The following is a 20,651-nucleotide window of genomic DNA, read 5'->3' as shown; positions in this document are numbered from 1 at the left end:
GATGGTCACCGTCGCGTGCTAGCAGTACCGCTTGCAGCAGCTAGCACCTGCGGCTAGCGTCGTACCCGTGCAGAAGCCGACGGAGTTCGTGCGGGAGCAGGTGACGACGGTCCGCGAGACGGTGGACCGGATCGCCGGCTCGGTCGCGGACACCGTGGCCGCGGCGCCCACGGCCTCGGCGGTGGGTGACTTCATCCGCGAGCAGCGCCACGCCGCGCGCGTCTCCGTGCGCGAGCTGGCCCGCTCCGCCGGCGTCAGCAACCCGTACCTGTCCCAGGTGGAGCGGGGCCTCCGCAAGCCGTCGGCGGAGGTCCTCGCAGCGATCGCCCGGGGCCTGAAGATCTCGGCCGAGACGCTCTACGAGCAGGCCGGGATCCTCGACCGGCGGCCCGGCAACGCCGACACCGTGGCGGCGATCCGCTCGGACGACGCGCTGTCGGAGCGGCACAAGGCGGTGCTGCTCGAGCTCTACGAGACCTACGTCCGCGAGCACGCAGCAGCCGCCGCGACCACCCCCCGCACCGCCCCCGACCCCCGATCCTCCGAGGAGACAGCATGACCCCCACCGACACCGTGAAGCAGTACGGCGAGACCGCCGTCAAGCTCACCAAGACCCAGCTGCTGGCGACCATCGGCGCCGGCGACCTCGCCGTCGAGCGCGCCAAGGCCGTCGTGGGCACCCTCCGCTCCCGCGCCGAGGCCCTGCCCGGCGAGGCCAAGGTCCAGGCCGACCTCGGCGTCAAGGAGGCCCGCACCCGGGCCACCGAGGCCGTGAGCACCGCCCGCACCCGGGCCCACGAGCTCGCCGTCGCCGCCCGGCCCGAGTCGGTGCGCAGCACCGTCGCCGGTCTGGTCGAGACCGCCCGCACCCAGGCGCTGGCCACCGTCGAGTCGCTCGCCGAGCGCGGCGCCGTCGTGGTCGACGAGCTGCGTCGCCAGCCCGGCTTCCGCCGCGTCGTGACCCGTGCCGAGCGCGCCGTCGACACCGTCGAGGACGCCCTCGAGGACGTGCTCGAGGAGACCGCGGAGAAGGTCCAGGACGCCTCCGACGAGGTGACCTCCGTCGCGCAGAAGACCGCTGCCAAGGCCACCAAGGTGACCGCCAAGGCCGAGAAGGCGACCGCCGAGGCCGCCGAGTCCGCCAAGGAGACGGTCGAGGCCGCCGCCGCCGAGCCGGTCCAGCCGGCCACGCGCACGCCGCGCACCACCGCGGCCCGCAAGGCCACCCCGGCCAAGGCGACCTCCTCCGTGGGCGAGGCGCGCACCACCCGCGCCCGCACCGCGAAGCCGGCCGACCCGACCGCCGTCCCGGCCAAGAAGGCCTGACGCCGGATCGCCGAACCAGGGCCCCGGAGCTGCCACGAGCGCTCCGGGGCCCTGTGGCGTCCCCGGGACCTCACCCCTGCGGAGCGCGATCGCCCGCGATGAGCCGGGACGAGGCCGCTCCCGCGGGTACCCTGCCCCCATGACGTTCGACGCGCTCCTGCTGACGGCCCTGTACTGGGCCGCGCTGGCACTCCCGGTCTGGGCGTTCGTCGACGCCGTCATCCGGCCCGCGACCGCCTACGTGGCCACCGGCAAGCTGTCCAAGCCGGCCTGGGTCGGGATCACCGCCCTCGCCGCGGTGGTCCTGTTCTTCCGCGGGCCGCTGGACTTCTTCGGGCTCCCCGCCGTCATCGCCGCCGTCGTCTACCTCGTCGACGTCCGGCCGGCGGTGCGCGGGCTGCGCCGCGGCAACAGCTGGTGAGCTAGCGCCGGGTGTCCGGCGGCAGCACGATCCACAGCACCACGTAGGCGATGAACTGCGGGCCGGGCAGGATGCAGGACAGCACGAACGCCAGGCGCAGCGCCGTCGTCGACAGGCCGTAGCGGCGGGCGATGCCGGCGCAGACACCCCCGAGCACCTTGTTCTGCGTGTCGCGGGCGAGCCGGCGGGGGACGGGCGGCGTCATGCCTGCCGACCCTACGGTGCAGACGTGGACCTGCGCGCCGTCCTGGGCGACATCACCGAGGCCGACGTGGACGTCGTCGTGAACGCGGCCAACCCCGGGCTGCTCGGGGGCGGCGGCGTGGACGGCGCCGTCCACCGGGCCGGCGGGCCGGAGATCCTCGCCGAGTGCCGGGCGCTGAAGGCCCGGCTGCCCGAGGGACGGCTGCCCCGGGGCGACGCCGTCGCGACGACGGCCGGGCGGCTGCCCGCGCGCTGGGTCGTGCACACCGCCGGGCCGATCTGGTCGGCGACCGAGGACCGCTCGGCGGTGCTGCGCTCCTGCTACGCCACGAGCCTGCGGGTGGCCGACGGGCTGGGCGCCCGCAGTGTCGCGTTCCCCGCCGTCTCGGCCGGCATCTACGGCTGGCCCCTGGACGACGCGGCGCGGCAGGCCGTCGCGGGCGTGCGCTCGGTCGCCGTCGAGCACGTGGCCGAGGTGCGGTTCGTGCTGTTCTCCGCGGAGGCGCTGGCCGCGTTCGAGGCCGCGCTCAGCGGCTGAAGACGCCCTCCGGTGGCTCGGGGGAGGGCTGCGCCTCGGCGTCGGGCACCGGCCGGGCGTCCCCGGCGAAGCGGACCAGGTCGCCCCCGGCGACGACGCGCGAGGGCATCGGGTCGCCGGCGCAGCGGCGGACGAGCGCGGGCACCGGCAGCGGCGCGTCGGAGGCGACCGCGACCAGGTTGCCGAACCGCCGGCCGCGCAGCGTGCCCGGCTCGGCGAGGACGCAGACGTGCCGGAACACCGCCCGCAGGGTCGCCACCTGCGTCCGCGCGAACGCCAGCGGCGGGCCGTCGGCCACGTTGGCGGCGAGCACGCCGCCGGGCCGCAGCACGCGGTGCACCTCGCAGGCGAACTCGACCGTGGTCAGGTGCGCCGGGGTGCGCGCACCGGCGAAGACGTCGACGACGACCACGTCGGCGCTGCCCGGGTGCATGGAGGCGAGCGCCTCGCGGGCGTCGGCGGCCCGCACCCGCACCCGCGCGTCCCGCGGCAGCGGCAGGTGTGCCCGCACCAGCTCGGTGAGCGGCTCGTCGATCTCGGCCACCCGCTGGCGCGAGCCCGGGCGGGTGGCGGCGACGTATCGGGGCAGCGTGAGCGCGCCGCCGCCCAGGTGGACGACGTCGAGCGGCCGGCCCTCCTCGGCGGCGAGGTCCAGCACGTGCCCCATCCGCCGGACGTACTCGAACTCCAGGTGGGTCGGCTCGTCGAGGTCGACGTGCGACTGCGGCGTGCCGTTCACCAGGAGCACCCAGGAGGCGTCGCGGTCGGCGTCGCCGAGCAGCTCGGCGGTGCCGCCGAGCACCGGCGTCGGCCCCGGCGGCAGCACCTCGTCGCGCCCCCTGCGTCGCGCCATCAGCGGCCGCGCAGCAGCGCCTCGGCGGCTGCGTCGCCCTCGACCCGCACCTCGGCCGGGCGACCCCACAGGTGCAGCAGCAGCTGGGTGCCCCCGCCGCGCACGTGCGCCTGCGCGGCGCCGGAGTGCGATCCGGCGACCTCGACCGCGCCGCGGGTCACCCGCACCTCCCACTCGCGGCCGGTGTCGGTGTCGGTGACCGCCACCACGGCCTCGGCGTCGCGCAGCGGCTCGGTGTGCGCCCACCGGGGGACGACGACGCCGAGCAGCTCGGCCACGCCGTCGGCGGCCAGCGCCGGTTCCAGCGGCGCGTGCGCGACGCCGGCCGCGGCCTCGAGGTCCATCCGGTGCACGGCCAGCTCGTGCGCCTGGCGGCGGGCCCACTCGGCGGCCACCTTGGGCGCGGCCGGGCTCATGTGCCAGGCGGGGGCGTCGGGCGGCGTCTCGCGCAGCGCCCGCACCAGGCCGCTCAGGCCCGCGCCGTACCAGTCGAGGAGGGCGCCGTCCGGTGCGCTGCGCCCGGCCGGCGGGGAGTCGGCGTGCCCGGCGGTGACGATCGCGGTCGCCCAGCGGTGCACCGTGCCCAGGTGCGCCACCAGGTCGGCCGCCGTCCACGCCGGCACCCACGGGACGACGACGCCGAGCCGGCCGTCGGCGTCCAGCTCGGCGGCGAGCACGCCCACCCGCTCGCCCTCCTCGACCACCGCCTCGATGCACCGCAGCCGGAACCGCTCGTCGGCCGTCACGCGGGCGCCACGGCCGACCAGCGGACCGTCACCTCGCCCTGCTTCCACCGCCTGGCCGGCCCGATCACGGGCCAGCCCTGCTCGGCGAGCGCCTCCACCGCGCCGGCCCAGCGCTGCCGCGGGCCGAACGCCGACAGGCTCGCGACGGCGGCCCAGGCGGCGTCGAAGGCCCGGAGGAAGTCGTGCACGGGCTGGCCGGGGACGTTGTGGTGGATGAGCGCCTTGGGCAGCCGCTCGGCGAGGTCGGACGGCGCCTGCAGGTCCGACACCCGCGCGGAGAAGGTGAGGGTGAGCGGGCCGTCGTCGTCCAGGGCCACCCACGCCGCGCGCCGTCCCCACTCGTCGCAGGTGCCCTCGACGACCAGCCCGCCCGGGGCGAGCGAGCTGCGCATGGTGTCCCACGCCCGGCTCGCCGACTCCAGGTCGTACTGGCGCAGCACGTTGAAGGCGCGCACGAGCACCGGCTGCAGCCCCGCCAGCTCGAACCCGCCCAGCCGGAAGTCGACCCGTGGCGGATCGCGGTCGGCGGCGACGGCGGTCACCCGCTCGGGGTCGATCTCCAGCCCCACGACCTCCAGCCCCTTGACCTCGGGGGCGAGCCGCTCGACCAGCTCCAGGGTGGTGACGGCGGAGGCGCCGTAGCCGAGGTCGACGACGAGCGGCCGCGCGGCGTCGCGCAGCCGAGGGACCTGCGTGGCGAGCAGCCAGCGGTCGACCCGGCGCAGGCGGTTGGCGTTGGTGGTGCCGCGGGTGGGCAGGCCGAGCGCGCGGGCGCGGCCGGCGGCGAGGCGGGGCGCCTTCTTGCGGACCGGTGGCAGGGTCGCCCGCTGCTTGTGGTCACTCCCGCCGCTCACCTGTCCGGAGCGTAGTCGCGGTTAGCGTGGACGCGTGCACGTGCGACGCGACGCCCGGCTGGCCGACCTCACCACCCTGGCGGTGGGCGGTCCGATCGACCGGCTCGTCGAGGTGACCGACGCCGCCGAGCTGGTCGAGGCCGTGCGGGATGCCGACGAGGCCGGCCGGCCGCTGCTGCTCCTGGGCGGCGGCTCGAACCTGGTGGCGCCCGACGAGGGGTGGCCCGGCGACGTCGTCGCGGTCCGCAGCCGCGGGATCGAGCGCACCGGCGACACGCTCGTCGTCCAGGCCGGTGAGGACTGGGACGGGCTCGTCGCGCGCACCGTCGCCGAGCGGCTGGCCGGCATGGAGGCGCTCTCCGGCATCCCCGGGTCGACCGGTGCGACGCCGGTGCAGAACGTGGGCGCCTACGGCCAGGAGGTCGCCCAGACGATCACCGCCGTGCGCGTGTGGGACCGCGCGGAGAAGAACGAGCGCACCCTCGCGCCGGCCGAGTGCGGCTTCGGCTACCGCGACAGCCGGCTCAAGCGCGAGCCCGGCCGGTTCGTCGTCCTCGAGGTCTCGTTCGCGCTGCACCCCGGCGACCTCTCGGCCCCGGTCGGGTACGCCGAGCTGGCCCGCACGCTGGGCGTCGAGCTGGGGGACCGGGCGCCGCTGGCCGACGTCCGCGAGGCGGTGCTGCGGCTGCGCCGCGGCAAGGGCATGGTGCTCGACCCCGCCGACCCCGACAGCCGCAGTGCCGGGTCGTTCTTCACCAACCCGGTCGTGCCGGCCGACCGCGCCGTCGACGGCTGCCCGAGCTGGCCGGCGCACGACGGGCAGGTCAAGCTCAGCGCCGCATGGCTGGTGCAGCACGCCGGCTTCGGCCGGGGCACCCGCGCCGGCCGCGTGGGGACGTCGTCGCGGCACAGCCTGGCCCTCACCACCGAGGACGGCGCCACCGCCGCCGAGCTCCTCGCCTTCGCCGACCGGGTGGTGGCCGCCGTCCGGGAGCGGTTCGGCGTGACGCTGGAACGCGAGCCCACCGCCCTGGAGGTGCCCTAGCCCGAAAAGCGCCTAGTCCTCGCGGTGGACCTTGTGCTGGGCGGCCTGCGCGCGGGGGCGCACGACCATGAGGTCGACGTTCACGTGGTGCGGCCGGGTCACCGTCCAGGCGATGCAGTCGGCGACGTCCTCGGCCACCAGCGGCTCGCGCACCCCCTGGTAGACCGCGTCGGCCTTCTCCTGCGAGCCCAACCGGATCCGCGAGAACTCCTCCGTGCGGACCATCCCGGGTGCGATCTCGATCACCCGCACCGGCTCGGCGACCAGCTCCAGCCGCAGGGTCTCCACCAGCGTGTGCACCCCGTGCTTGGCCGCGGTGTAGGAGGCACCGCCCTCGTAGCTGATCAAGCCGGCGGTGGAGCCGACGAACACGAGGTCACCGGCCCCGGAGGCGCGCAGCGCGGGCAGCAGCGCCTTGGTCAGCCGGACGGTGCCCAGCACGTTGACGTCGTAGGTGCGCGCCCACGAGTCGAGGTCGGCGTCGGCCACCGGGTTGGCGTCGAAGGCCCCGCCCGCGTTGTTGACCAGCACGTCCACCCGGTCGAGCTGCGCGCAGAAGGCGTCCACCGAGGCCTGGTCGGTGACGTCGAGCGGGAGCGCCCGCCCGCCGATCCGCCCGGCCAGCCCGGTCAGCCGGTCCAGCCGTCGCGCGCCGAGGACGACGTCGAACCCCTCCTCCGCCAAGCGCTCGGCGGTGGCCGCGCCGATGCCGCTCGAGGCGCCGGTGACGACGGCGACGCGGCCCGATCCGGAGGGCCGGGACGGGACGCGTGGTTGAGAGGTGGAGGGTCCGGGCATGTGGTCATCCTGACGCTGTTGCAGGATGGAGAGCCGGCAGGGGTGCGTTGACACCCCTCGTGCAGCCAGCAGCCAGGAACAGCAGGAGCGGGAGGTCACGCGTGCCCGCTCGCCGTTTCCGCCGGTCCGGGACCCCGCGCCGGGTCGCCACCCTCTCGGTGCACACCAGCCCGCTCGACCAGCCCGGGGCCGGGGACGCCGGCGGGATGAACGTCTACATCGTCGAGGTCTCCCGGCGGCTGGCCGCCCGCGGCATCGAGGTCGACGTCTTCACCCGCGCCACCTCCAGCGACCTGCCGCCGGTCGTCGAGATGAGCCCCGGCGTCACCGTCCGGCACGTCCCCGCCGGTCCGTTCGAGGACCTCGGCAAGGAAGAGCTGCCGGCGCAGCTGTGCGCCTTCACCGCCGCGGTGCTGCGCGAGGAGGCCCAGCACGAGCCCGGCCACTACGACGTCGTCCACTCGCACTACTGGCTCTCCGGGCAGGTGGGCTGGCTGGCCCGCGACCGGTGGAGCGTCCCGCTGGTGCACACCGCGCACACCCTGGCCAAGGTCAAGAACGCCGCGCTGGCCGCGGGGGACCGCCCCGAGCCCCGCGTCCGGGTGGTCGGCGAGGAGCAGGTGGTCGCCGAGGCCGACCGGCTGATCGCCAACACCGAGGAGGAGGCGCGCCAGCTGGTCCGCTTCTACGGCGCCGACCCGCGCCGCACGCTCGTGGTGCCGCCCGGCGTCGACCTCGACCGCTTCTCGCCGGGCGACCGGGTGGCGGCCCGGCGCGCGCTCGGCATCCGGCAGGACGCCGTCGTGCTGATGTTCGTCGGCCGGATCCAGCCGCTCAAGGCCCCCGACCTGCTGCTGGGGGCCGCGGCGCGGATGCTCGCCGACGACCCGTCGCTGCGCGACCGGCTCGAGGTGCACGTCATCGGCGCCCCCAGCGGGTCCGGCCTGGAGGCGCCACGGCAGCTGGAGGAGCTGGCCACGCGGCTGGGCATCGGCGGGCTGGTCCGCTTCCTGCCCCCGCAGGCCCCGCACCGGCTGGCCGACCACTACCGCGCCGCCGACGTCGCCGTCGTCCCCAGCCACAACGAGTCCTTCGGCCTGGTGGCGCTGGAGGCGCAGGCCTGCGGGACGCCGGTGGTGGCCGCCGCCGTGGGCGGGCTGCCGACCGCGGTCCGCGACGGCGTCTCCGGCCTGCTCGTCGAGGGCCGCGACCCCGCCGACTACGCCGCGGCGATCCGCAGCGCGCTCGCCCGCCGGCCGTTCCTCGCCGCGGGCGCCCGCCGGCACGCGGCCCGGTTCTCGTGGGACCGCACCGCCGAGTCGCTGGTCGAGGCGTACTCCGCCGCCGCCTCCGAGATGGCCGCCGGCGTGCCGGCGCTGGCCCCGATCCGCGCCATCCCCGGCGCCTCGGTCGCGCGGTGAGCTCCGACGTCGTCGCGCGGCTCGACGAGGTGATCGGGCAGACCCTGCGCGACAGCGAGCTGGTGCACGAGCACCCCGCCGCCGGCCGGTGGCTGGTCGACCTGCCCGGCACGAAGAAGCTCAAGACCGTCTGCGGGCTGATCGTCGGCGAGCACGCGCTGCGGGTGGAGGCGTTCGTCTGCCGCCAGCCCGACGAGAACCGCGAGCAGCTGTGGACCTTCCTGCTGCAGCACAACGCCCGGATGTACGGCGTCGCGTACTCGATCGACAGCGTGGGCGACATCTACCTCACCGGCCGGCTGCCGCACGCCGCGGTGACCCCGGAGGAGATCGACCGCATCCTCGGCTCGGTGCTCAGCTACGCCGACGACCACTTCAACGCCATGCTCGAGATCGGCTTCGGCACCTCGATCCGGCGCGAGTGGGAGTGGCGGGTCAAGCGCGGGGAGTCGCTGCGCAACCTCGAGGCCTTCGCGGCCTTCGCCCAGCGGTCCGGGGGCGAGCGCCGCGGGTGACCGATCCGGCCGAGGAGGAGCGGCCGGGCTACGCCCGGCGGTGGTGGGTCCTCGCCACCATGACCGTCTGCCTCCTGGTCGTGATCACCGGCAACACGATCCTCAACGTCGCGCTGCCCACGCTGCAGCGGGAGCTCGACGCCACCCAGGGTGAGCTGCAGTGGGCGATCGACGCCTACATCCTCGTGTTCGCCGGCCTGCTGTTCTCCTGGGGCGTCATAGGTGACCGGATCGGCCGGCGCCGGACCCTGCTCATCGGCCTGACGGTGTTCGCGGTGGCGTCCACCTTCGCCGCCTTCAGCGGCAGCCCGGTCGAGCTGATCGTCTGGCGCGCGGTGATGGGCGTCGGCGGCGCCGCGGTCCAGCCGACGACGCTCGCCGTCATCACCAACGTCTTCCCGCCCCGCGAGCGCGGCCGCGCGATCGGCGTCTGGGCCGGGACGGCGGGCATCGCGGTCGCCGGCGGCCCGCTGGCCGGCGGGGCGGTGCTGCAGCACTTCTGGTGGGGCGCGGTGTTCCTCATCGGCGTCCCGGTCTGCCTGCTCGGGATCGCCGGCGTGCTCGCGGTCGTCCCGGAGTCGCGCGACCCGCAGCCGCGGCGCCTCGACGTGCCCGGCGTCCTGCTGTCCATCGTGGCCCTGGTGGGGCTGGTCTACGGCATCATCCGCGGCGGCTCCGGCGTCGGGTGGACCGACCCGACCGTCCTCGTCCCGCTGGGCGGCGGCATCGTGCTGCTGGCCCTGTTCGTCTGGCTGCAGCGCCGCTCGAGCCACCCCGCGCTGGACGTCTCGCTGTTCCGCAACCCCGCCTTCTCCGCGGCCGCCGCCGCGCTCGGGCTGAACTTCTTCGCCCTGCAGGGGGCGACCTTCTACCTCGTCTACTACCTGCAGGGCGGCCGCGGCTACACCGCGCTGCAGAGCGGTGCCCTGCTCATCCCGGTCGCCGTGGGCATGGCGGTCATGGCGCCGCGCAGCTCCCGGCTGGCCGAACGCTTCGGCCCGAAGGCGGTCTGCGCGGCCGGGTTCCTGGCGATCAGCGCCTCGTTCGCCGGCATCCAGCTGCTCGACCTCACCTCGCCGGTCTGGCTGATCGTCGTCCTGTTCTCGGTGCAGGGCCTGGGCATGGGCGCGGTGATGGCGCCGGCGACCGAGTCGATCATGTCGGTCGTGCCGCGGGACAAGGCCGGCGCGGGCGCCGCGGTGAACAACTCGGTGCGCCAGGTGGGCGGCGCGCTGGGGGTCGCGATCCTCGGGTCGCTGCTCACCGCCGCCTACCGCGACGACCTGGGCGACGCCCTCGAGCCGCTGCCGGCCGGGGTGCGCGACCAGGCGGGGGAGTCCGTCGTCGCCACCCTCGAGGTGGTCCGCCGGGTCACCGCGGGTGGCGATCCCGACCTCGCCGCGGCGGCCGGCGCCGTGGTGGAGCCCGCCCGCGAGGCGTTCGTCTCCGCGATGCACCTGACCGCCGTCGGCACCGCGACCGCCAGCCTGGTCGCCGCCGTCGTCGTCCTCACGTGGCTGCCGGGCCGGCGCAGCCGGAGCTGAGGCGCGCGGTCGATCAGGGCGCCCACCAGAAGGTCGTCGAGGTCGGCGTCCGGGGTGGCGCCAGCCGGGCCAGGGCGTCGGCGACCTCGGGGTCGCGCGATGCCGGCAGGCACAGCCGGCGCCGGGTGAACGCGAGCACCTCCGCCGGGTCGGCGTCACGCCACAGGTCCGGTCGCTCCCACCGCACGGACGACGGCCGCAGCCCCAGCTCGGCCAGCACCTCCTCGAACAGCGCGGACGTGGGGCCGTCCGGTCTGTCCTGGCCGTGGAAGTGCCGCCACAGCGGCGCCAGCGACGTCCACGGGTGGGTGTCGGTCAGCTCGACGACCACCCGCCGCCGGGCGTGCGCGGTCAGCTCGGTGAGGAACGGGACGAGGTCGGGCACGTTGTAGACGACGTTCGCGGCCACGACCACGTCGGCGGCGGGGACGGCGTCGGCGACGTCGGGCCAGCGACCGAGCCAGGTGCGCGCGGGCACGTCGCCCGCCGCGGCGCGGTAGCGGTCCAGCATCGCGGCGGACTCGTCGACGGCGAGCAGCTCGCCGGCGCCGGCGGGGATGCTGGCCCCGCCGCCACCGCAGCCGACGTCGAGGACGCTGCCCGGCAGCGCCGCGCGCACCGCGTCGAGGGTGGCCGCCGAGCCGCGCCCGCTGCCGAACAGCCCGGGTGGGAAGCCGTACGGCGACTCCGGGGCGGCGGCCAGGATCCGCGGGTCGATCGCCCACGCCGCCAGCTCCTCCGCCCACCGCCGCGCCGCGCTCACGGGTGAGATCCTGCCCTGACCGGTGCCGCCGGGGGAGGTTCGCGGTTAGCGTGGGGGTCGATGGACGGCAGCACCGCGCAGCAGCGCTTCGTCCGGGCGCTGATGGGCGTCGTGGCGGCCTCCGCGCTCGTCTACCCGATGCTGCTCTGCGCCGTCCAGCTCGTCTTCGCCCAGCTGTTCGACGTCGACGTCCTGGCCACCGTGCTGTGGCTGTCGGTGGCCGTGGTGTGCAGCGTCGGCTTCGTCGCGGCCGTGCGCTGGGGAGCCGCCCGCCGGATCCGCAGCTACTGGCTGCTGCTGGGATTGGCGCCGCCGGCCGCCTACGAGCTGTGGCTGGTCTGGCCGGCGATCACCGCCTGAGCGGGCCGGTCGGGCCGTCCGGCAGGATGAGGCCGTGACCACCGGAACCCTGGTACTGCTGCGCCACGGCGAGAGCGAGTGGAACAAGGCCAACCTGTTCACCGGGTGGGTCGACGTCCCGCTGTCGGACAAGGGGCGCGCCGAGGCCGCGCGCGGCGGCGAGCTGCTGGTCGAGACCGGGCTGCTGCCCGACGTCTGCCACACCTCGGTGCTCAAGCGGGCGATCGCCACGGCCGAGCTGGCGCTGGCCGCGGCCGACCGGCAGTGGATCCCGGTGAAGCGCTCCTGGCGGCTCAACGAGCGGCACTACGGCGCACTGCAGGGCAAGGACAAGGCCGCCACCCTCGCCGAGTACGGCGAGGAGCAGTTCATGACCTGGCGGCGCTCCTACGACACCCCGCCGCCGCCGATCGAGCCCGGCAGCGAGTACAGCCAGGACGGCGACGCCCGCTACGCGGTGCTGCCGCCCGAGGTGCGCCCGGCCACCGAGTGCCTGGCCGACGTCGTCGTCCGGATGCTGCCGTACTGGTACGACGCGATCGTCCCCGACCTGCGCACCGGGCGGACGGTGCTGGTCGCCGCGCACGGCAACAGCCTGCGGGCGCTGGTGAAGCACCTCGACGGCATGGGCGAGGAGGAGGTCGTCGGGCTGAACATCCCCACCGGCATCCCGCTGCGCTACGACCTCGACGACGACCTGCGCCCGGTCAAGCCCGGCGGCGAGTACCTCGACCCCGAGGCCGCGGCGGCGTCCATCGAGGCGGTCAAGAACCAGGGCAAGAAGAAGTAGGTCCGTCCAGATGCGCCTGAGGGGCGGCTCCCCACCGGGGAACCGCCCCTCAGGCGCAACTGGACGACGTCAGCTGGCGGTCGCGTGCATCTCCCGCTCGCCGGTCACCAGGTAGACGACCCGGCGGGCGACGCTGACGGCGTGGTCGGCGAACCGCTCGTAGTAGCGGCCGAGCAGCGTGACGTCGATCGCCGCCTCGATGCCGTGCGGCCACTCCTTGGACAGCAGCTCGCGGAACAGCTGCCGGTGCAGCTGGTCCATGAGGTCGTCGTCGGCCTCCAGGCGGGTCGCCGCCTCGACGTCGAGCTTGGCGATCACCGCGGCGGTCTGCGCGACCAGCCGCTCGGCGACGTGCCCGGCCTCGAGGAAGATCGGCCGCACCTCGGTGGGCACCGCCGCCTCCGGGAACCGCATGCGGGCGAGCTTGGCGACGTGGACGGCGAGGTCGCCCATGCGCTCGAGGTCGGCCACGATCCGCATCGCGGCGGTGATCGTGCGCAGGTCGGTGGCGACCGGCTGCTGCTGGGCGAGCAGCGTGAAGCAGCGCTGCTCGATGCTCTCGCGGGTGTCGTCGACGTGCTGGTCGCCGGCGATGACCAGGTCGGCCAGGGCGACGTCGGCGTCCAGCAGGGCGGTGGTGGCCTTGTGCATCGCCGAGCCCACCGTGTTGGCCATCTGGACCAGGCAGTTGTTGATGTCGGCGAGTTCCTCGTGGTACTGCTGGCGCACTGTTCGTTGCCCCTCTCCCGGCCGCGTCGACCGGTGTTCCAAGACGCGCGTCTCCTGCAGGGTAGGAGGCCCCCTGGGTGCCCCAGCGGGCGCCGAGGTGAACGCAGGACCACACGACGGTGAACAGTCCCCCGGGACGGGTGACGTCGACCGCGAACCGTTCCTGGGTCGGCTTCCCGCGCACCTAGCATCGGTGGCGTGACGACGCTGGTCGTGCTCCTGATCGGCCTCGCCGTCGGCGCCGGGATCGCCGCGGCGGTGCTGGTGCCGCGCGTGCGCGCGGCCCGGGAGGACCGGACCCCCGAGCCGGCCGGGGCGCCGTCGGAGGCGGCCCTGGCCCGGCGGCTGGTCGACCTCATGGACCCCGCGGTCGTCCTCCTCGACGCCGACGACGTCCTCGTCCTCGCCAACCCCGCCGCTCGCGCCCTGGGCATCGTGCGCGACACCCGCCTGCTGGTGCCCGAGCTGCTCCAGCTCTCCCTCGAGGTGCGCACCGGCGGCAGCCGGCGCCGCGACGTCCGCCTGCCCGGCGGGCTGGTCGGCAGCGGCCCGCGGCTGATGGAGGTGCACGGCGTGCGCCTCGACAGCGGCGCGGCGCCGCCGCCCGGGCCGGTCGCGCTCATCCTGTCCGACGTCACCGAGGTGCGCCGCGGCGAGGCGGTCCGCCGCGACTTCGTCGCGAACGTCGGCCACGAGCTCAAGACGCCGGTGGGGGCGCTGGCGCTGCTCGCCGAGGCGCTGCAGGACGCCGCCGACGACCCCGACACGGTGCGGCGCTTCGCCGAGCGGGCCGGGCACGAGGCCGAGCGGCTGGGCCGGCTGGTGCGCGAGCTCATCGACCTCTCCCGGCTGCAGGGCGCCGAGCCGCTGCCCGACCTCGAGCCGGTCGCCGTCGACACGGTCATCGCCGAGGCCGTCGACCGCACCCGCACCGCCGCGGCCGCCAAGAAGATCGCCATCGCGACCGGCGGGGAGCACGGGCTCGTCGTCCGCGGCGTGGAGGCGCAGCTGGCCACCGCGGTGACCAACCTGCTGGCCAACGCCGTCGCGTACAGCCCCGAGGACACGAAGATCGCCGTCGCCGCCCGCGGCCGCTCCGGGTTCGCCGAGATCGCGGTGACCGACAGCGGGATCGGCATCCCGCGGGCCGACCGCAGCCGGATCTTCGAGCGCTTCTACCGGGTCGACCAGTCGCGGGCGAGCCGCACCGGCGGCACCGGGCTCGGCCTGGCGATCGTCAAGCACGTCGCCAACAACCACGGTGGCTCGGTCACCGTCTGGAGCGAGGAGGGCGTCGGCTCGACGTTCACGCTCCGCATCCCCCTGGCGAACGACGTCCCCGCGGCCGGGCCCGCCGGGGAGGAGCAGGAACCGGCGGACGACGTCGTCGCCGCCGACGTCTCGAGAGGACGGGAATGACGCGGGTACTGGTGGTCGAGGACGAGGAGTCGTTCTCCGACGCGCTGTCCTACATGCTCAAGCGCGAGGGGTTCGAGGCCGCCGTCGCCGCGACGGGGCCGGACGCCCTGGCGGAGTTCGACCGCGGCGGCGCCGACATCGTGCTGCTCGACCTCATGCTCCCCGGCCTGCCCGGCACCGAGGTGTGCCGTCAGCTGCGCAGCCGCAGCAACGTGCCGATCATCATGCTCACGGCCAAGGACGGCGAGATCGACAAGGTCGTCGGCCTGGAGCTGGGCGCCGACGACTACGTCACGAAGCCGTACTCGGCGCGCGAGCTGGTGGCCCGGATCCGCGCGGTGCTGCGCCGCCGCGGCGAGGGGGAGGCGCCGGCCGAGCCGGTGCTCGAGGCCGGGCCGGTCCGGATGGACGTCGAGCGGCACGTCGTGGCCGTGGACGGCGAGCCGGTGGCGCTGCCGCTCAAGGAGTTCGACCTGCTCGAGCTCCTGATGCGCAACGCCGGCCGGGTGCTCACCCGCATGCAACTGATCGACCGGGTCTGGGGTTCGGACTACGTGGGCGACACCAAGACCCTCGACGTCCACGTCAAGCGGCTGCGCGCCAAGATCGAGCCCGACCCGGCCAACCCCCGCTACCTGCTGACGGTCCGCGGCCTGGGCTACAAGCTGGAGGCCTGAGGCTCCTCGAGCGGCGGGCCCGCCGGGTCCGCCCTCGGGGAGCCCCCGACGGGGCTACTGCCCCCGGCCCGTCTCGTCCTGCAGCTCGTCGATCTTCCGCGAGGCGTCGGCCTTGGTCAGCTCGTCGGGCACGTCCTCGCCCGCCTCGCGGGCGAGGGTCTGCAGGTAGCTCTTCTGGGCGCCGGTGGCGGGTTCGTCCCCGGTCACCCAGTCGGACGGGTCCTTCTCCGCGGTGCGGTCCTGCTGCGGTTCGCTCATGTGTTCGACTCTAGGCCGGGATGAGCTCCGCCGCCTCCCGAGCCGGGACGACCGGGGTGGCCTCGGCCCAGCGCCGGCCGGTGCGGTGGACGTGCGTCTCGCCGCAGGGGCACGCGACGGTGACGGCGATGTGGTCGGCGTGGTTGGCGATCCCGCGGATCTGCAGCGCGGAGATCAGCTCGTCGCGGCCGGTGACGGGGCAGGTGATCAGCAACATGCGGACAGCCTGCTGCGGCACCGCGGTCCGCACGAGTGGCAGGACTGACCGCTATCGCATCTTTTCTGCCACACTGTCGGCATGACCGTCCCGGACCGTCCCCTCGTGGTCAGCGTCGTCCTCGCCGACGGCCTCGTCGGCAGCTTCGGCCTCGGCGTCTGCCACGAGGTGTTCGCCTACGACCGCCGGCACCTCGGGCTGCCCCGGTTCGACTTCGGTCTGGTGGCCGAGGTGCCGGGCATCCTGCGCACCGACACCGGCCTGGGCGTCGTGGTCGAGCACGGGCTGGAGCGCATCGACCGGTCCGACATCGTGCTCATCACCGCGTGGGAGCTGTTCGAGCACGTGCCGTCGGAGGCGATGCTCGACGCGCTGCGCCGCGCGCACGCCCGGGGCGCGCAGCTGATCAGCCACTGCACCGGTGTCTTCGTGCTCGCCGCCGCCGGGCTGCTCGGCGGGCTCCGGGTGACCACGCACTGGCGCTACGCCGGCGAGCTCGCCGCCCGCTTCCCGGAGCTGGACGTCGACCCGGCGGTGCTCTACGTCGACAACGGCTCGGTCATCACCGGCGCGGGCACCGCGGCCGGGGTGGACACGCTGCTGCACCTGGTGCGGCGCGAGTGGGGGGCGGCCGCGGCGAACGCGCTGGCCCGCGAGATGGTCGTGCCCCCGCACCGCGACGGCGGGCAGGCGCAGTTCATCGACGCACCCGTCCCGGCCTGCGCCGACGACCTGCTCGGCGCCGTCCTGGAGTGGGCGACCGGCCACCTGGCCGAGGACATCAGCGTGGAGCTGCTGGCCCGGCGGGCGCTCATGAGCCCGCGGAGCTTCGCCCGCCGGTTCAAGGCCACGACGGGCACCACCCCGCACGCCTGGCTGCTCGGCCAGCGGCTGGCCGCGGCCGAGGAGCTGCTGGAGAACACGGACGCGCCGGTGGAGGAGATCGCCCGCCTGGTCGGCTTCGGCACCGCGGCCGGGCTGCGGGAGCAGTTCACCCGCCGGCGGGGCGTCTCGCCGCGGGCCTACCGGCAGACCTTCCGAGCGGTGGGGGCGCCCAGCGGCTCAGCCGCCGGGACGGCGCCGGTGCAGCTCGACGAGCACCGGCTCGGGGCTGGCCGGGTGCGGCGCGACGAGGCCGGCGTCGAGGCGGGCCTCGGCCAGCCGGCGTAGCTCCTCGTAGGCCGGGCCGCCGATCAGCCCGGTGAGCTCGGCCTCGTAGGTGAGCACGAGCGGCTCGGGGGAGACGTGCGCGGCCGGCGAGCCGGTGCACCACCAGTGCAGGTCGTGCCCGCCGGGACCCCAGCCGCGGCGGTCGAACTCGCCGATCGTCGTCACCAGGACCTTGGTGCCGTCGGGGCGCTCGACGTGCTCCTGCTCGCGGCGCACCGGCAGCTGCCAGCAGACGTCGGGCTTGGTGGTCATCGGGTGCAGTCCGGTGCGCAGCGCCATGCGGTGCAGCGCGCAGCCGGTGCCGCCGGGGTGGCCCGGGCGGTTGAGGAAGACGCAGGCGCCGTCGACCACGCGGGTGCGCAGCGAGCGGACGCCGTCGGCCTCGTCGGGGGCCACCCCGTCCTCGGCATCGTCCTGCTCGGTCCAGTCCCCGCGGCCGACGGGCGCGAGCTGCCAGTCGTCGTCGGTGAGGTCGGCCACCGCGGCGGTGACCCGCAGCAGGTCGTCCTCCTCGGTGAAGAACGCGCCGTGGCTGCAGCAGCCGTCGTCCGGCCGGCCGGGGACGACGCCGGCGCAGCCGCGGCCGAAGATGCAGGTCCAGGCGGAGGTGAGCCAGGTGAGATCGGCGCGGACGACGTGCTCCGGGTCGGCGGGGTCGGGGAACGTCACCCACTCGCGCGCGAAGTCGAGCGGCACCTCGGGCGGCGGCTCGTCGGACACCCCGCCAGCCTAGGCGCCGCCCGATCCGTGTCCGGTCGGTGCGGGTGATCGCGACCGGGCAGACTGTGACCATGCGGTTGGGAGTCCTGGACGTCGGGTCGAACACGGTGCACCTCCTCGTGGTCGACGCCCACGCGGGCGCGCACCCGACCCCGATGCACGACGACCGCGAGCTGCTGCGGCTGGCCGAGCACGTCGGCAAGGACGACAAGCTGTCCAAGGCGGGGGAGAAGGCCCTGGTCCGGGCGGTGCAGAAGGCCTGCGACCAGGCCGAGAAGCAGGGCTGCGAGGACTTCATGGCCCTGGTCACCTCGGCGATCCGCGAGGCCGAGAACGGTCTGGAGGTGCTCGACCGGGTCAGGAAGCAGACCGGTGTCGACCTCACGGTCCTCAGCGGCGAGGACGAGGCCCGGCTGACCTTCCTCGCCGTCCGCCGGTGGTTCGGCTGGAGCGCCGGCCGGCTGCTCGTCCTCGACATCGGCGGCGGGTCGCTGGAGCTCGCTGGCGGGGTGGACGAGGAGCCCGAGGTCGCGCTCTCGCTGCCGCTGGGCGCGGGGCGGATGACCCGGAAGTTCCTGCCCGAGGCCCGCACCGGCGGGCGGCCCGACCTCAAGGCGCTGCGCGCCCTCGACGAGCACGCCGAGCGGCTGATCGAGCCGGCCGCCCGCAAGCTGAGCGCCCTCGGCACGCCCGACCTGGTGGCGGCCACCAGCAAGACCTTCCGCACGCTGGCCCGCCTGAACGGCGCCGCGCCCTACTCGGCGGGGCTGCAGGTCGACCGCCGGCTCACGCTCACCGGTCTCGGCCAGCTGGTCGGGTTCGTGTCGCGCATCGAGTCCGGCGCGCTCGCCGAGCTGCCCGGCGTCTCGCCCGACCGCGCCCACCAGATCCCGGCCGGCGCGGTCGTCGCGCAGGCGGCGATGCGGGCGCTCGACGTGCCGTCGGTGCGGATCTGCCCGTGGGCGTTGCGCGAAGGTGTCATCCTGCGTCGACTCGACTCGTTGGAAGGGGCGTGATGGCCGAACCACGGCGGGACCCCGAGACCGGGGGCCGTTCCCTCGCGGAGATCCTCCGGGAGGCCGGCATCGAGTCCCCGACCCGCGGCCAGCGGCGGCGGAGGGTGGACGATCCCGACGACACCGGCATCCGGCAGCGCCGCGCCGAGGCGGAGGAGACCTCCGACACCGGCCGGGTCGGCGGGCGGCCCTACGGCCGGCGCGCGGGCGACCTGCGCATCGCGGCGTCCGCGCCGGCCGATCCGCAGACCGCGGCCATCCCCGGTGTCCGCCCCTCCGGCAAGCCCGAGGTGCCCGGCGCCGCCGCGCAGACCGGTGCGGTGCGCGACCGGCGGGCCGGCGACCAGCGCGGTGCCGGTGGCGACCGCCGCCAGGCCGACCGGCGGCCGGACGACGACCGCTCCACCGGTCGCGTCGGCGAGCGCCGCCAGGGCGACCGCCGGCTCGCCGACCGCCGGGTCGAGGACCGCCGTCCCGACGGCGACCGGTCCACGGGCCGGGTCGCCGACCGCCCGCTCGACGACGACCGGTCGACCGGCCGGGTCGGCGACCGGCGGGCCGTCGAGCCGCGCCCCGAGCGGCGCGCCGGCGACCGCCGGGCGGACGACGACCGCTCGACCGGCCGGGTCGGCGAGCGCCGCAAGCCGGCGGCACCGCCGCTCGAGGAGCGCCGGGTGCCGCCGCCGGCCGAGCCGCTCGACGACAACCCGTCGACGGGGCCGATCCCCGTCGTCACCGACGAGGCCGACGCCGCGGACCTGGACGGCACGCCGAAGGAGAGCGCGCTCGCCTGGGTCCGCTTCGGCGGTGAGCTGGTGATCGCCCTGGCCGCGGGGGTCGGGATCTACTTCCTGTTCACGGTGATCTGGGAGACCTTGCCGCACCTCGCCGTCCTGGTGGCGCCGCTCGCGGTCACCGGGCTGGTGGCCGGCGTCGGTGCCTACCGGCACAAGATGTCGCGCGACCCCGTGGGCCCGAAGCTGCTCGCCGTCCTCGTCTTCGCCGGGGTGCTGCTCACCGTCGCCCCGGCTGCGGCGCTGCTGGCGACCGGCTAGGCGTCGACGGCCTCGTCGGCCGTCCGGCCGGCGAACTCCTCGACGATCGCGGCGCAGAACGCGTCGAGGTCGTCGGGCTTGCGGCTGGTGATCAGGTTGCCGTCGACGACGAGCTCCTCGTCGACCCACTCGCCCCGGCGTTGCGCAGATCGGTGCGCAGCGACGGCCACGAGGTCATCCGCCGGCCCCGGACGACGTCGGCCTCGGCCAGCACCCAGGGCGCGTGGCAGATCGCCGCCACCGGCTTGCCGGCGTCGAAGAAGGCCTTCACGAACGCCACGGCGTCGCTGTCGGCGCGCACGAAGTCCCCGTTGATGACGCCGCCGGGCAGCACGAGCGCCGTGTAGTCGTCGGGGTCGGCGTCGCCCAGGGTGGCGTGGACCTCCTTGCGGTCGGCCTTGTCGATGTGGTCGTAGGCGGTGATCGTCCCGGCCTCGAACGACACCAGCTCCGGTTCCGCCCCGGCCTCCTCGAGCGCCTGCCACGGCCGGTCGAGCTCGACCTGCTCGACGCCGTCGGTCGCGAGGACGGCGACCTTCATCCCGTCCAGTTCTCCTGCCATGCGGGCGCGGCTACCCCGGCCTCCGAGCAGGCACACACGCTCTGAGCACTACGGTTCTCCTCGTGCCTCTGATGACCCGGCCCGGCGTGCGCCGCCTGCTGGGCCGCTCCGTCGCCGGCCGGTTCGTCGCCGGGCCGACGGTCGACGACGCCCTGCGCGCGGCCGGCGAGCTGGTCGCCTCGGGCCGGTTGGTGGCGCTCGAGCACGTGGCCGAGGACCCCGGGGACGACGAGGCCGAACTCGGCGCGCTGGTCTCCCGCACGGCGGACGCCGGACTGGCCGCCTCCTGCGACCTGACCCTGTCGGTCCCCCGGCTCGGCGCCGCCCGTGCGCAGGCGCTGGCGACCGCCGCCGGGACCGCCGGGCTGGGCGTCGCGCTCGAGGGCCCCGCGGACGACGTCGCGGCCGTGGCCGCGGAGCTGCCGACCGCCGTGGTCGTCGTGCCGGCCCGCGAGCCGGGGGCCGAGGACCGCTGCCGGGCGCTGGCCGACCGGCGCGTCCGGCTCGTCGGGGGCCGCGGTGCGGCCACGGACCTGGCGTTCGTGCGCTGCCTCAACGTCCTCATGTCCGGCGCCGGGTCGCCGGGCGTCGCCACCTCCGACCCCCGCCTGCTGGCGATCGCGGGGGAGCGCGCGGCCTGGAACGGCCGC

General features: G+C 75.6%; 25 protein-coding genes and 2 pseudogenes. 16 read left to right on the top strand and 11 right to left on the bottom strand.

What is annotated here, in order from left to right; all coding sequences use genetic code 11:
- The first annotated feature begins 67 nt into the window (after positions 1–67).
- The 3 genes from ACI797_RS10280 to ACI797_RS10270 all read left to right on the top strand — a co-directional run bounded on the left by ACI797_RS10280 (position 68) and on the right by ACI797_RS10270 (position 1,747).
- The gene (locus ACI797_RS10280) at positions 68–559 is read left to right on the top strand and encodes a helix-turn-helix domain-containing protein (protein ID WP_456858511.1); all 492 of its coding nucleotides are present in this window, start codon (positions 68–70) and stop codon (positions 557–559) included.
- Positions 556–1,326: a hypothetical protein gene (locus ACI797_RS10275; RefSeq protein ID WP_456858510.1), complete on the top strand. Its 771-nt coding sequence runs from the start codon at positions 556–558 to the stop codon at positions 1,324–1,326. The genes ACI797_RS10280 and ACI797_RS10275 overlap by 4 nt, the downstream gene beginning before the upstream one ends.
- A 139-nt stretch (positions 1,327–1,465) precedes the next feature.
- Positions 1,466–1,747 (top strand): DUF2516 family protein, encoded by a 282-nt coding sequence (locus tag ACI797_RS10270; RefSeq protein WP_456538580.1) that lies wholly within the window; start codon positions 1,466–1,468, stop codon positions 1,745–1,747.
- A gap of 1 nt (position 1,748) precedes the next feature.
- Here the strand turns inward: ACI797_RS10270 and ACI797_RS10265 are convergent, their stop codons facing one another.
- Positions 1,749–1,952: a PspC domain-containing protein gene (locus ACI797_RS10265; RefSeq protein ID WP_456858509.1), complete on the bottom strand. Its 204-nt coding sequence runs from the start codon at positions 1,950–1,952 to the stop codon at positions 1,749–1,751.
- Positions 1,953–1,976: 24 nt separating this feature from the next.
- On the opposite strand from ACI797_RS10265, the gene ACI797_RS10260 reads away from it, so the two are divergent.
- Complete coding sequence (locus tag ACI797_RS10260) at positions 1,977–2,489, top strand: O-acetyl-ADP-ribose deacetylase (protein WP_456858508.1); 513 nt, start codon at positions 1,977–1,979, stop codon at positions 2,487–2,489.
- Here ACI797_RS10260 and ACI797_RS10255 read toward each other — a convergent pair.
- Genes ACI797_RS10255 through ACI797_RS10245 form a run of 3 tightly spaced genes read right to left on the bottom strand, consistent with a single transcriptional unit; the run spans position 2,479 to position 4,942 of the window.
- A complete protein-coding gene (locus ACI797_RS10255) occupies positions 2,479–3,342 on the bottom strand; it encodes a spermidine synthase (protein WP_456858507.1) in 864 nt (287 codons plus the stop codon). The two genes, ACI797_RS10260 and ACI797_RS10255, sit on opposite strands and share 11 nt — an antisense overlap.
- Positions 3,342–4,088: a maleylpyruvate isomerase N-terminal domain-containing protein gene (locus tag ACI797_RS10250; RefSeq protein WP_456858506.1), complete on the bottom strand. Its 747-nt coding sequence runs from the start codon at positions 4,086–4,088 to the stop codon at positions 3,342–3,344. Before ACI797_RS10250 ends, ACI797_RS10255 begins: the two co-directional genes overlap by 1 nt.
- Positions 4,085–4,942: a class I SAM-dependent methyltransferase gene (locus ACI797_RS10245; RefSeq protein ID WP_456858505.1), complete on the bottom strand. Its 858-nt coding sequence runs from the start codon at positions 4,940–4,942 to the stop codon at positions 4,085–4,087. Before ACI797_RS10245 ends, ACI797_RS10250 begins: the two co-directional genes overlap by 4 nt.
- Before the next feature lie 34 nt (positions 4,943–4,976).
- Here ACI797_RS10245 and ACI797_RS10240 point away from each other — a divergent pair, with 34 nt between their 5' ends.
- Positions 4,977–5,987: a UDP-N-acetylmuramate dehydrogenase gene (locus ACI797_RS10240; RefSeq protein WP_456858504.1), complete on the top strand. Its 1,011-nt coding sequence runs from the start codon at positions 4,977–4,979 to the stop codon at positions 5,985–5,987.
- A 12-nt stretch (positions 5,988–5,999) separates the two neighbouring features.
- Here the strand turns inward: ACI797_RS10240 and ACI797_RS10235 are convergent, their stop codons facing one another.
- Positions 6,000–6,785: an SDR family oxidoreductase gene (locus tag ACI797_RS10235; RefSeq protein ID WP_456858503.1), complete on the bottom strand. Its 786-nt coding sequence runs from the start codon at positions 6,783–6,785 to the stop codon at positions 6,000–6,002.
- 101 nt (positions 6,786–6,886) lie between these two features.
- On the opposite strand from ACI797_RS10235, the gene mshA reads away from it, so the two are divergent.
- The 3 genes from mshA to ACI797_RS10220 are packed head-to-tail and all read left to right on the top strand — an operon-like array spanning position 6,887 to position 10,265.
- Positions 6,887–8,206 (top strand): D-inositol-3-phosphate glycosyltransferase, encoded by a 1,320-nt coding sequence (mshA, locus tag ACI797_RS10230; protein ID WP_456858502.1) that lies wholly within the window; start codon positions 6,887–6,889, stop codon positions 8,204–8,206.
- Entirely contained in the window at positions 8,203–8,721 is a 519-nt protein-coding gene (locus ACI797_RS10225; RefSeq protein ID WP_456858501.1) for a YbjN domain-containing protein, read from the top strand. Before mshA ends, ACI797_RS10225 begins: the two co-directional genes overlap by 4 nt.
- Positions 8,718–10,265: an MFS transporter gene (locus ACI797_RS10220; RefSeq protein ID WP_456858500.1), complete on the top strand. Its 1,548-nt coding sequence runs from the start codon at positions 8,718–8,720 to the stop codon at positions 10,263–10,265. The genes ACI797_RS10225 and ACI797_RS10220 overlap by 4 nt, the downstream gene beginning before the upstream one ends.
- Positions 10,266–10,278: 13 nt before the next feature.
- On the opposite strand, the gene ACI797_RS10215 is transcribed toward ACI797_RS10220, so the two are convergent.
- The gene (locus ACI797_RS10215) at positions 10,279–11,028 is read right to left on the bottom strand and encodes a class I SAM-dependent methyltransferase (RefSeq protein WP_456858499.1); all 750 of its coding nucleotides are present in this window, start codon (positions 11,026–11,028) and stop codon (positions 10,279–10,281) included.
- Positions 11,029–11,088: 60 nt separating this feature from the next.
- Here ACI797_RS10215 and ACI797_RS10210 point away from each other — a divergent pair, with 60 nt between their 5' ends.
- Positions 11,089–11,388: a hypothetical protein gene (locus tag ACI797_RS10210; protein WP_456538592.1), complete on the top strand. Its 300-nt coding sequence runs from the start codon at positions 11,089–11,091 to the stop codon at positions 11,386–11,388.
- Positions 11,389–11,422: 34 nt separating this feature from the next.
- A complete protein-coding gene (locus tag ACI797_RS10205) occupies positions 11,423–12,178 on the top strand; it encodes a phosphoglyceromutase (RefSeq protein WP_456858498.1) in 756 nt (251 codons plus the stop codon).
- Between the two features lie 69 nt (positions 12,179–12,247).
- Here the strand turns inward: ACI797_RS10205 and phoU are convergent, their stop codons facing one another.
- Positions 12,248–12,907, bottom strand: a complete 660-nt coding sequence (gene phoU / locus ACI797_RS10200; protein WP_456858497.1) for a phosphate signaling complex protein PhoU — start codon at positions 12,905–12,907, stop codon at positions 12,248–12,250.
- A gap of 198 nt (positions 12,908–13,105) precedes the next feature.
- On the opposite strand from phoU, the gene ACI797_RS10195 reads away from it, so the two are divergent.
- Positions 13,106–14,326, top strand: a complete 1,221-nt coding sequence (locus ACI797_RS10195) for a sensor histidine kinase (RefSeq protein WP_456858496.1) — start codon at positions 13,106–13,108, stop codon at positions 14,324–14,326.
- The gene (locus tag ACI797_RS10190; protein WP_456538596.1) at positions 14,323–15,003 is read left to right on the top strand and encodes a winged helix-turn-helix domain-containing protein; all 681 of its coding nucleotides are present in this window, start codon (positions 14,323–14,325) and stop codon (positions 15,001–15,003) included. Before ACI797_RS10195 ends, ACI797_RS10190 begins: the two co-directional genes overlap by 4 nt.
- A gap of 54 nt (positions 15,004–15,057) precedes the next feature.
- Here the strand turns inward: ACI797_RS10190 and ACI797_RS10185 are convergent, their stop codons facing one another.
- Positions 15,058–15,261, bottom strand: coding sequence for a DUF3072 domain-containing protein (locus tag ACI797_RS10185; protein WP_456858495.1), 204 nt, complete (start codon positions 15,259–15,261; stop codon positions 15,058–15,060).
- A gap of 10 nt (positions 15,262–15,271) precedes the next feature.
- Positions 15,272–15,478, bottom strand: a complete 207-nt coding sequence (locus ACI797_RS10180; protein ID WP_456858494.1) for a hypothetical protein — start codon at positions 15,476–15,478, stop codon at positions 15,272–15,274.
- Between the two features lie 81 nt (positions 15,479–15,559).
- Here ACI797_RS10180 and ACI797_RS10175 point away from each other — a divergent pair, with 81 nt between their 5' ends.
- Positions 15,560–16,648 (top strand): helix-turn-helix domain-containing protein, encoded by a 1,089-nt coding sequence (locus ACI797_RS10175; RefSeq protein ID WP_456858493.1) that lies wholly within the window; start codon positions 15,560–15,562, stop codon positions 16,646–16,648.
- Here the strand turns inward: ACI797_RS10175 and ACI797_RS10170 are convergent.
- Positions 16,541–17,368, bottom strand: a complete 828-nt coding sequence (locus ACI797_RS10170) for a hypothetical protein (protein ID WP_456858492.1) — start codon at positions 17,366–17,368, stop codon at positions 16,541–16,543. The genes ACI797_RS10175 and ACI797_RS10170 overlap by 108 nt on opposite strands.
- A gap of 71 nt (positions 17,369–17,439) precedes the next feature.
- Here ACI797_RS10170 and ACI797_RS10165 point away from each other — a divergent pair, with 71 nt between their 5' ends.
- Both ACI797_RS10165 and ACI797_RS10160 read left to right on the top strand, forming a co-directional pair.
- On the top strand, positions 17,440–18,384 hold the full coding sequence (locus ACI797_RS10165; protein ID WP_456858491.1) for a Ppx/GppA phosphatase family protein: 945 nt from the start codon (positions 17,440–17,442) through the stop codon (positions 18,382–18,384).
- Between the two features lie 104 nt (positions 18,385–18,488).
- A complete protein-coding gene (locus ACI797_RS10160; protein ID WP_456858490.1) occupies positions 18,489–19,439 on the top strand; it encodes a hypothetical protein in 951 nt (316 codons plus the stop codon).
- Here the strand turns inward: ACI797_RS10160 and ACI797_RS10155 are convergent.
- Positions 19,436–19,980 (bottom strand): annotated as a pseudogene (locus ACI797_RS10155) (type 1 glutamine amidotransferase domain-containing protein). The gene ACI797_RS10160 and the pseudogene ACI797_RS10155 sit on opposite strands and share 4 nt — an antisense overlap.
- Before the next feature lie 83 nt (positions 19,981–20,063).
- On the opposite strand from ACI797_RS10155, the pseudogene ACI797_RS10150 reads away from it, so the two are divergent.
- A pseudogene (locus tag ACI797_RS10150) lies at positions 20,064–20,651 on the top strand (hypothetical protein); the annotation flags it as partial.

This window comes from Geodermatophilus sp. SYSU D00691 (assembly GCF_054050275.1).
Note: the sequence above shows the minus strand (reverse complement) of the source record. Positions and strands in the feature narration are given on the sequence as shown.

What these genes read in the sequence shown, in the direction of transcription:
- ACI797_RS10165 (WP_456858491.1), top strand. Translation starts at nt 17,440, where the DNA reads ATGCGGTTGGGAGTCCTGGACGTCGGGTCGAACACGGTGCACCTCCTC.
- ACI797_RS10265 (WP_456858509.1), bottom strand. Translation starts at nt 1,952, where the DNA reads ATGACGCCGCCCGTCCCCCGCCGGCTCGCCCGCGACACGCAGAACAAG.
- ACI797_RS10175 (WP_456858493.1), top strand. Translation starts at nt 15,560, where the DNA reads ATGACCGTCCCGGACCGTCCCCTCGTGGTCAGCGTCGTCCTCGCCGAC.
- ACI797_RS10235 (WP_456858503.1), bottom strand. Translation starts at nt 6,785, where the DNA reads ATGCCCGGACCCTCCACCTCTCAACCACGCGTCCCGTCCCGGCCCTCC.
- ACI797_RS10185 (WP_456858495.1), bottom strand. Translation starts at nt 15,261, where the DNA reads ATGAGCGAACCGCAGCAGGACCGCACCGCGGAGAAGGACCCGTCCGAC.
- ACI797_RS10190 (WP_456538596.1), top strand. Translation starts at nt 14,323, where the DNA reads ATGACGCGGGTACTGGTGGTCGAGGACGAGGAGTCGTTCTCCGACGCG.
- ACI797_RS10275 (WP_456858510.1), top strand. Translation starts at nt 556, where the DNA reads ATGACCCCCACCGACACCGTGAAGCAGTACGGCGAGACCGCCGTCAAG.
- ACI797_RS10210 (WP_456538592.1), top strand. Translation starts at nt 11,089, where the DNA reads ATGGACGGCAGCACCGCGCAGCAGCGCTTCGTCCGGGCGCTGATGGGC.
- ACI797_RS10180 (WP_456858494.1), bottom strand. Translation starts at nt 15,478, where the DNA reads ATGTTGCTGATCACCTGCCCCGTCACCGGCCGCGACGAGCTGATCTCC.
- ACI797_RS10270 (WP_456538580.1), top strand. Translation starts at nt 1,466, where the DNA reads ATGACGTTCGACGCGCTCCTGCTGACGGCCCTGTACTGGGCCGCGCTG.
- ACI797_RS10255 (WP_456858507.1), bottom strand. Translation starts at nt 3,342, where the DNA reads ATGGCGCGACGCAGGGGGCGCGACGAGGTGCTGCCGCCGGGGCCGACG.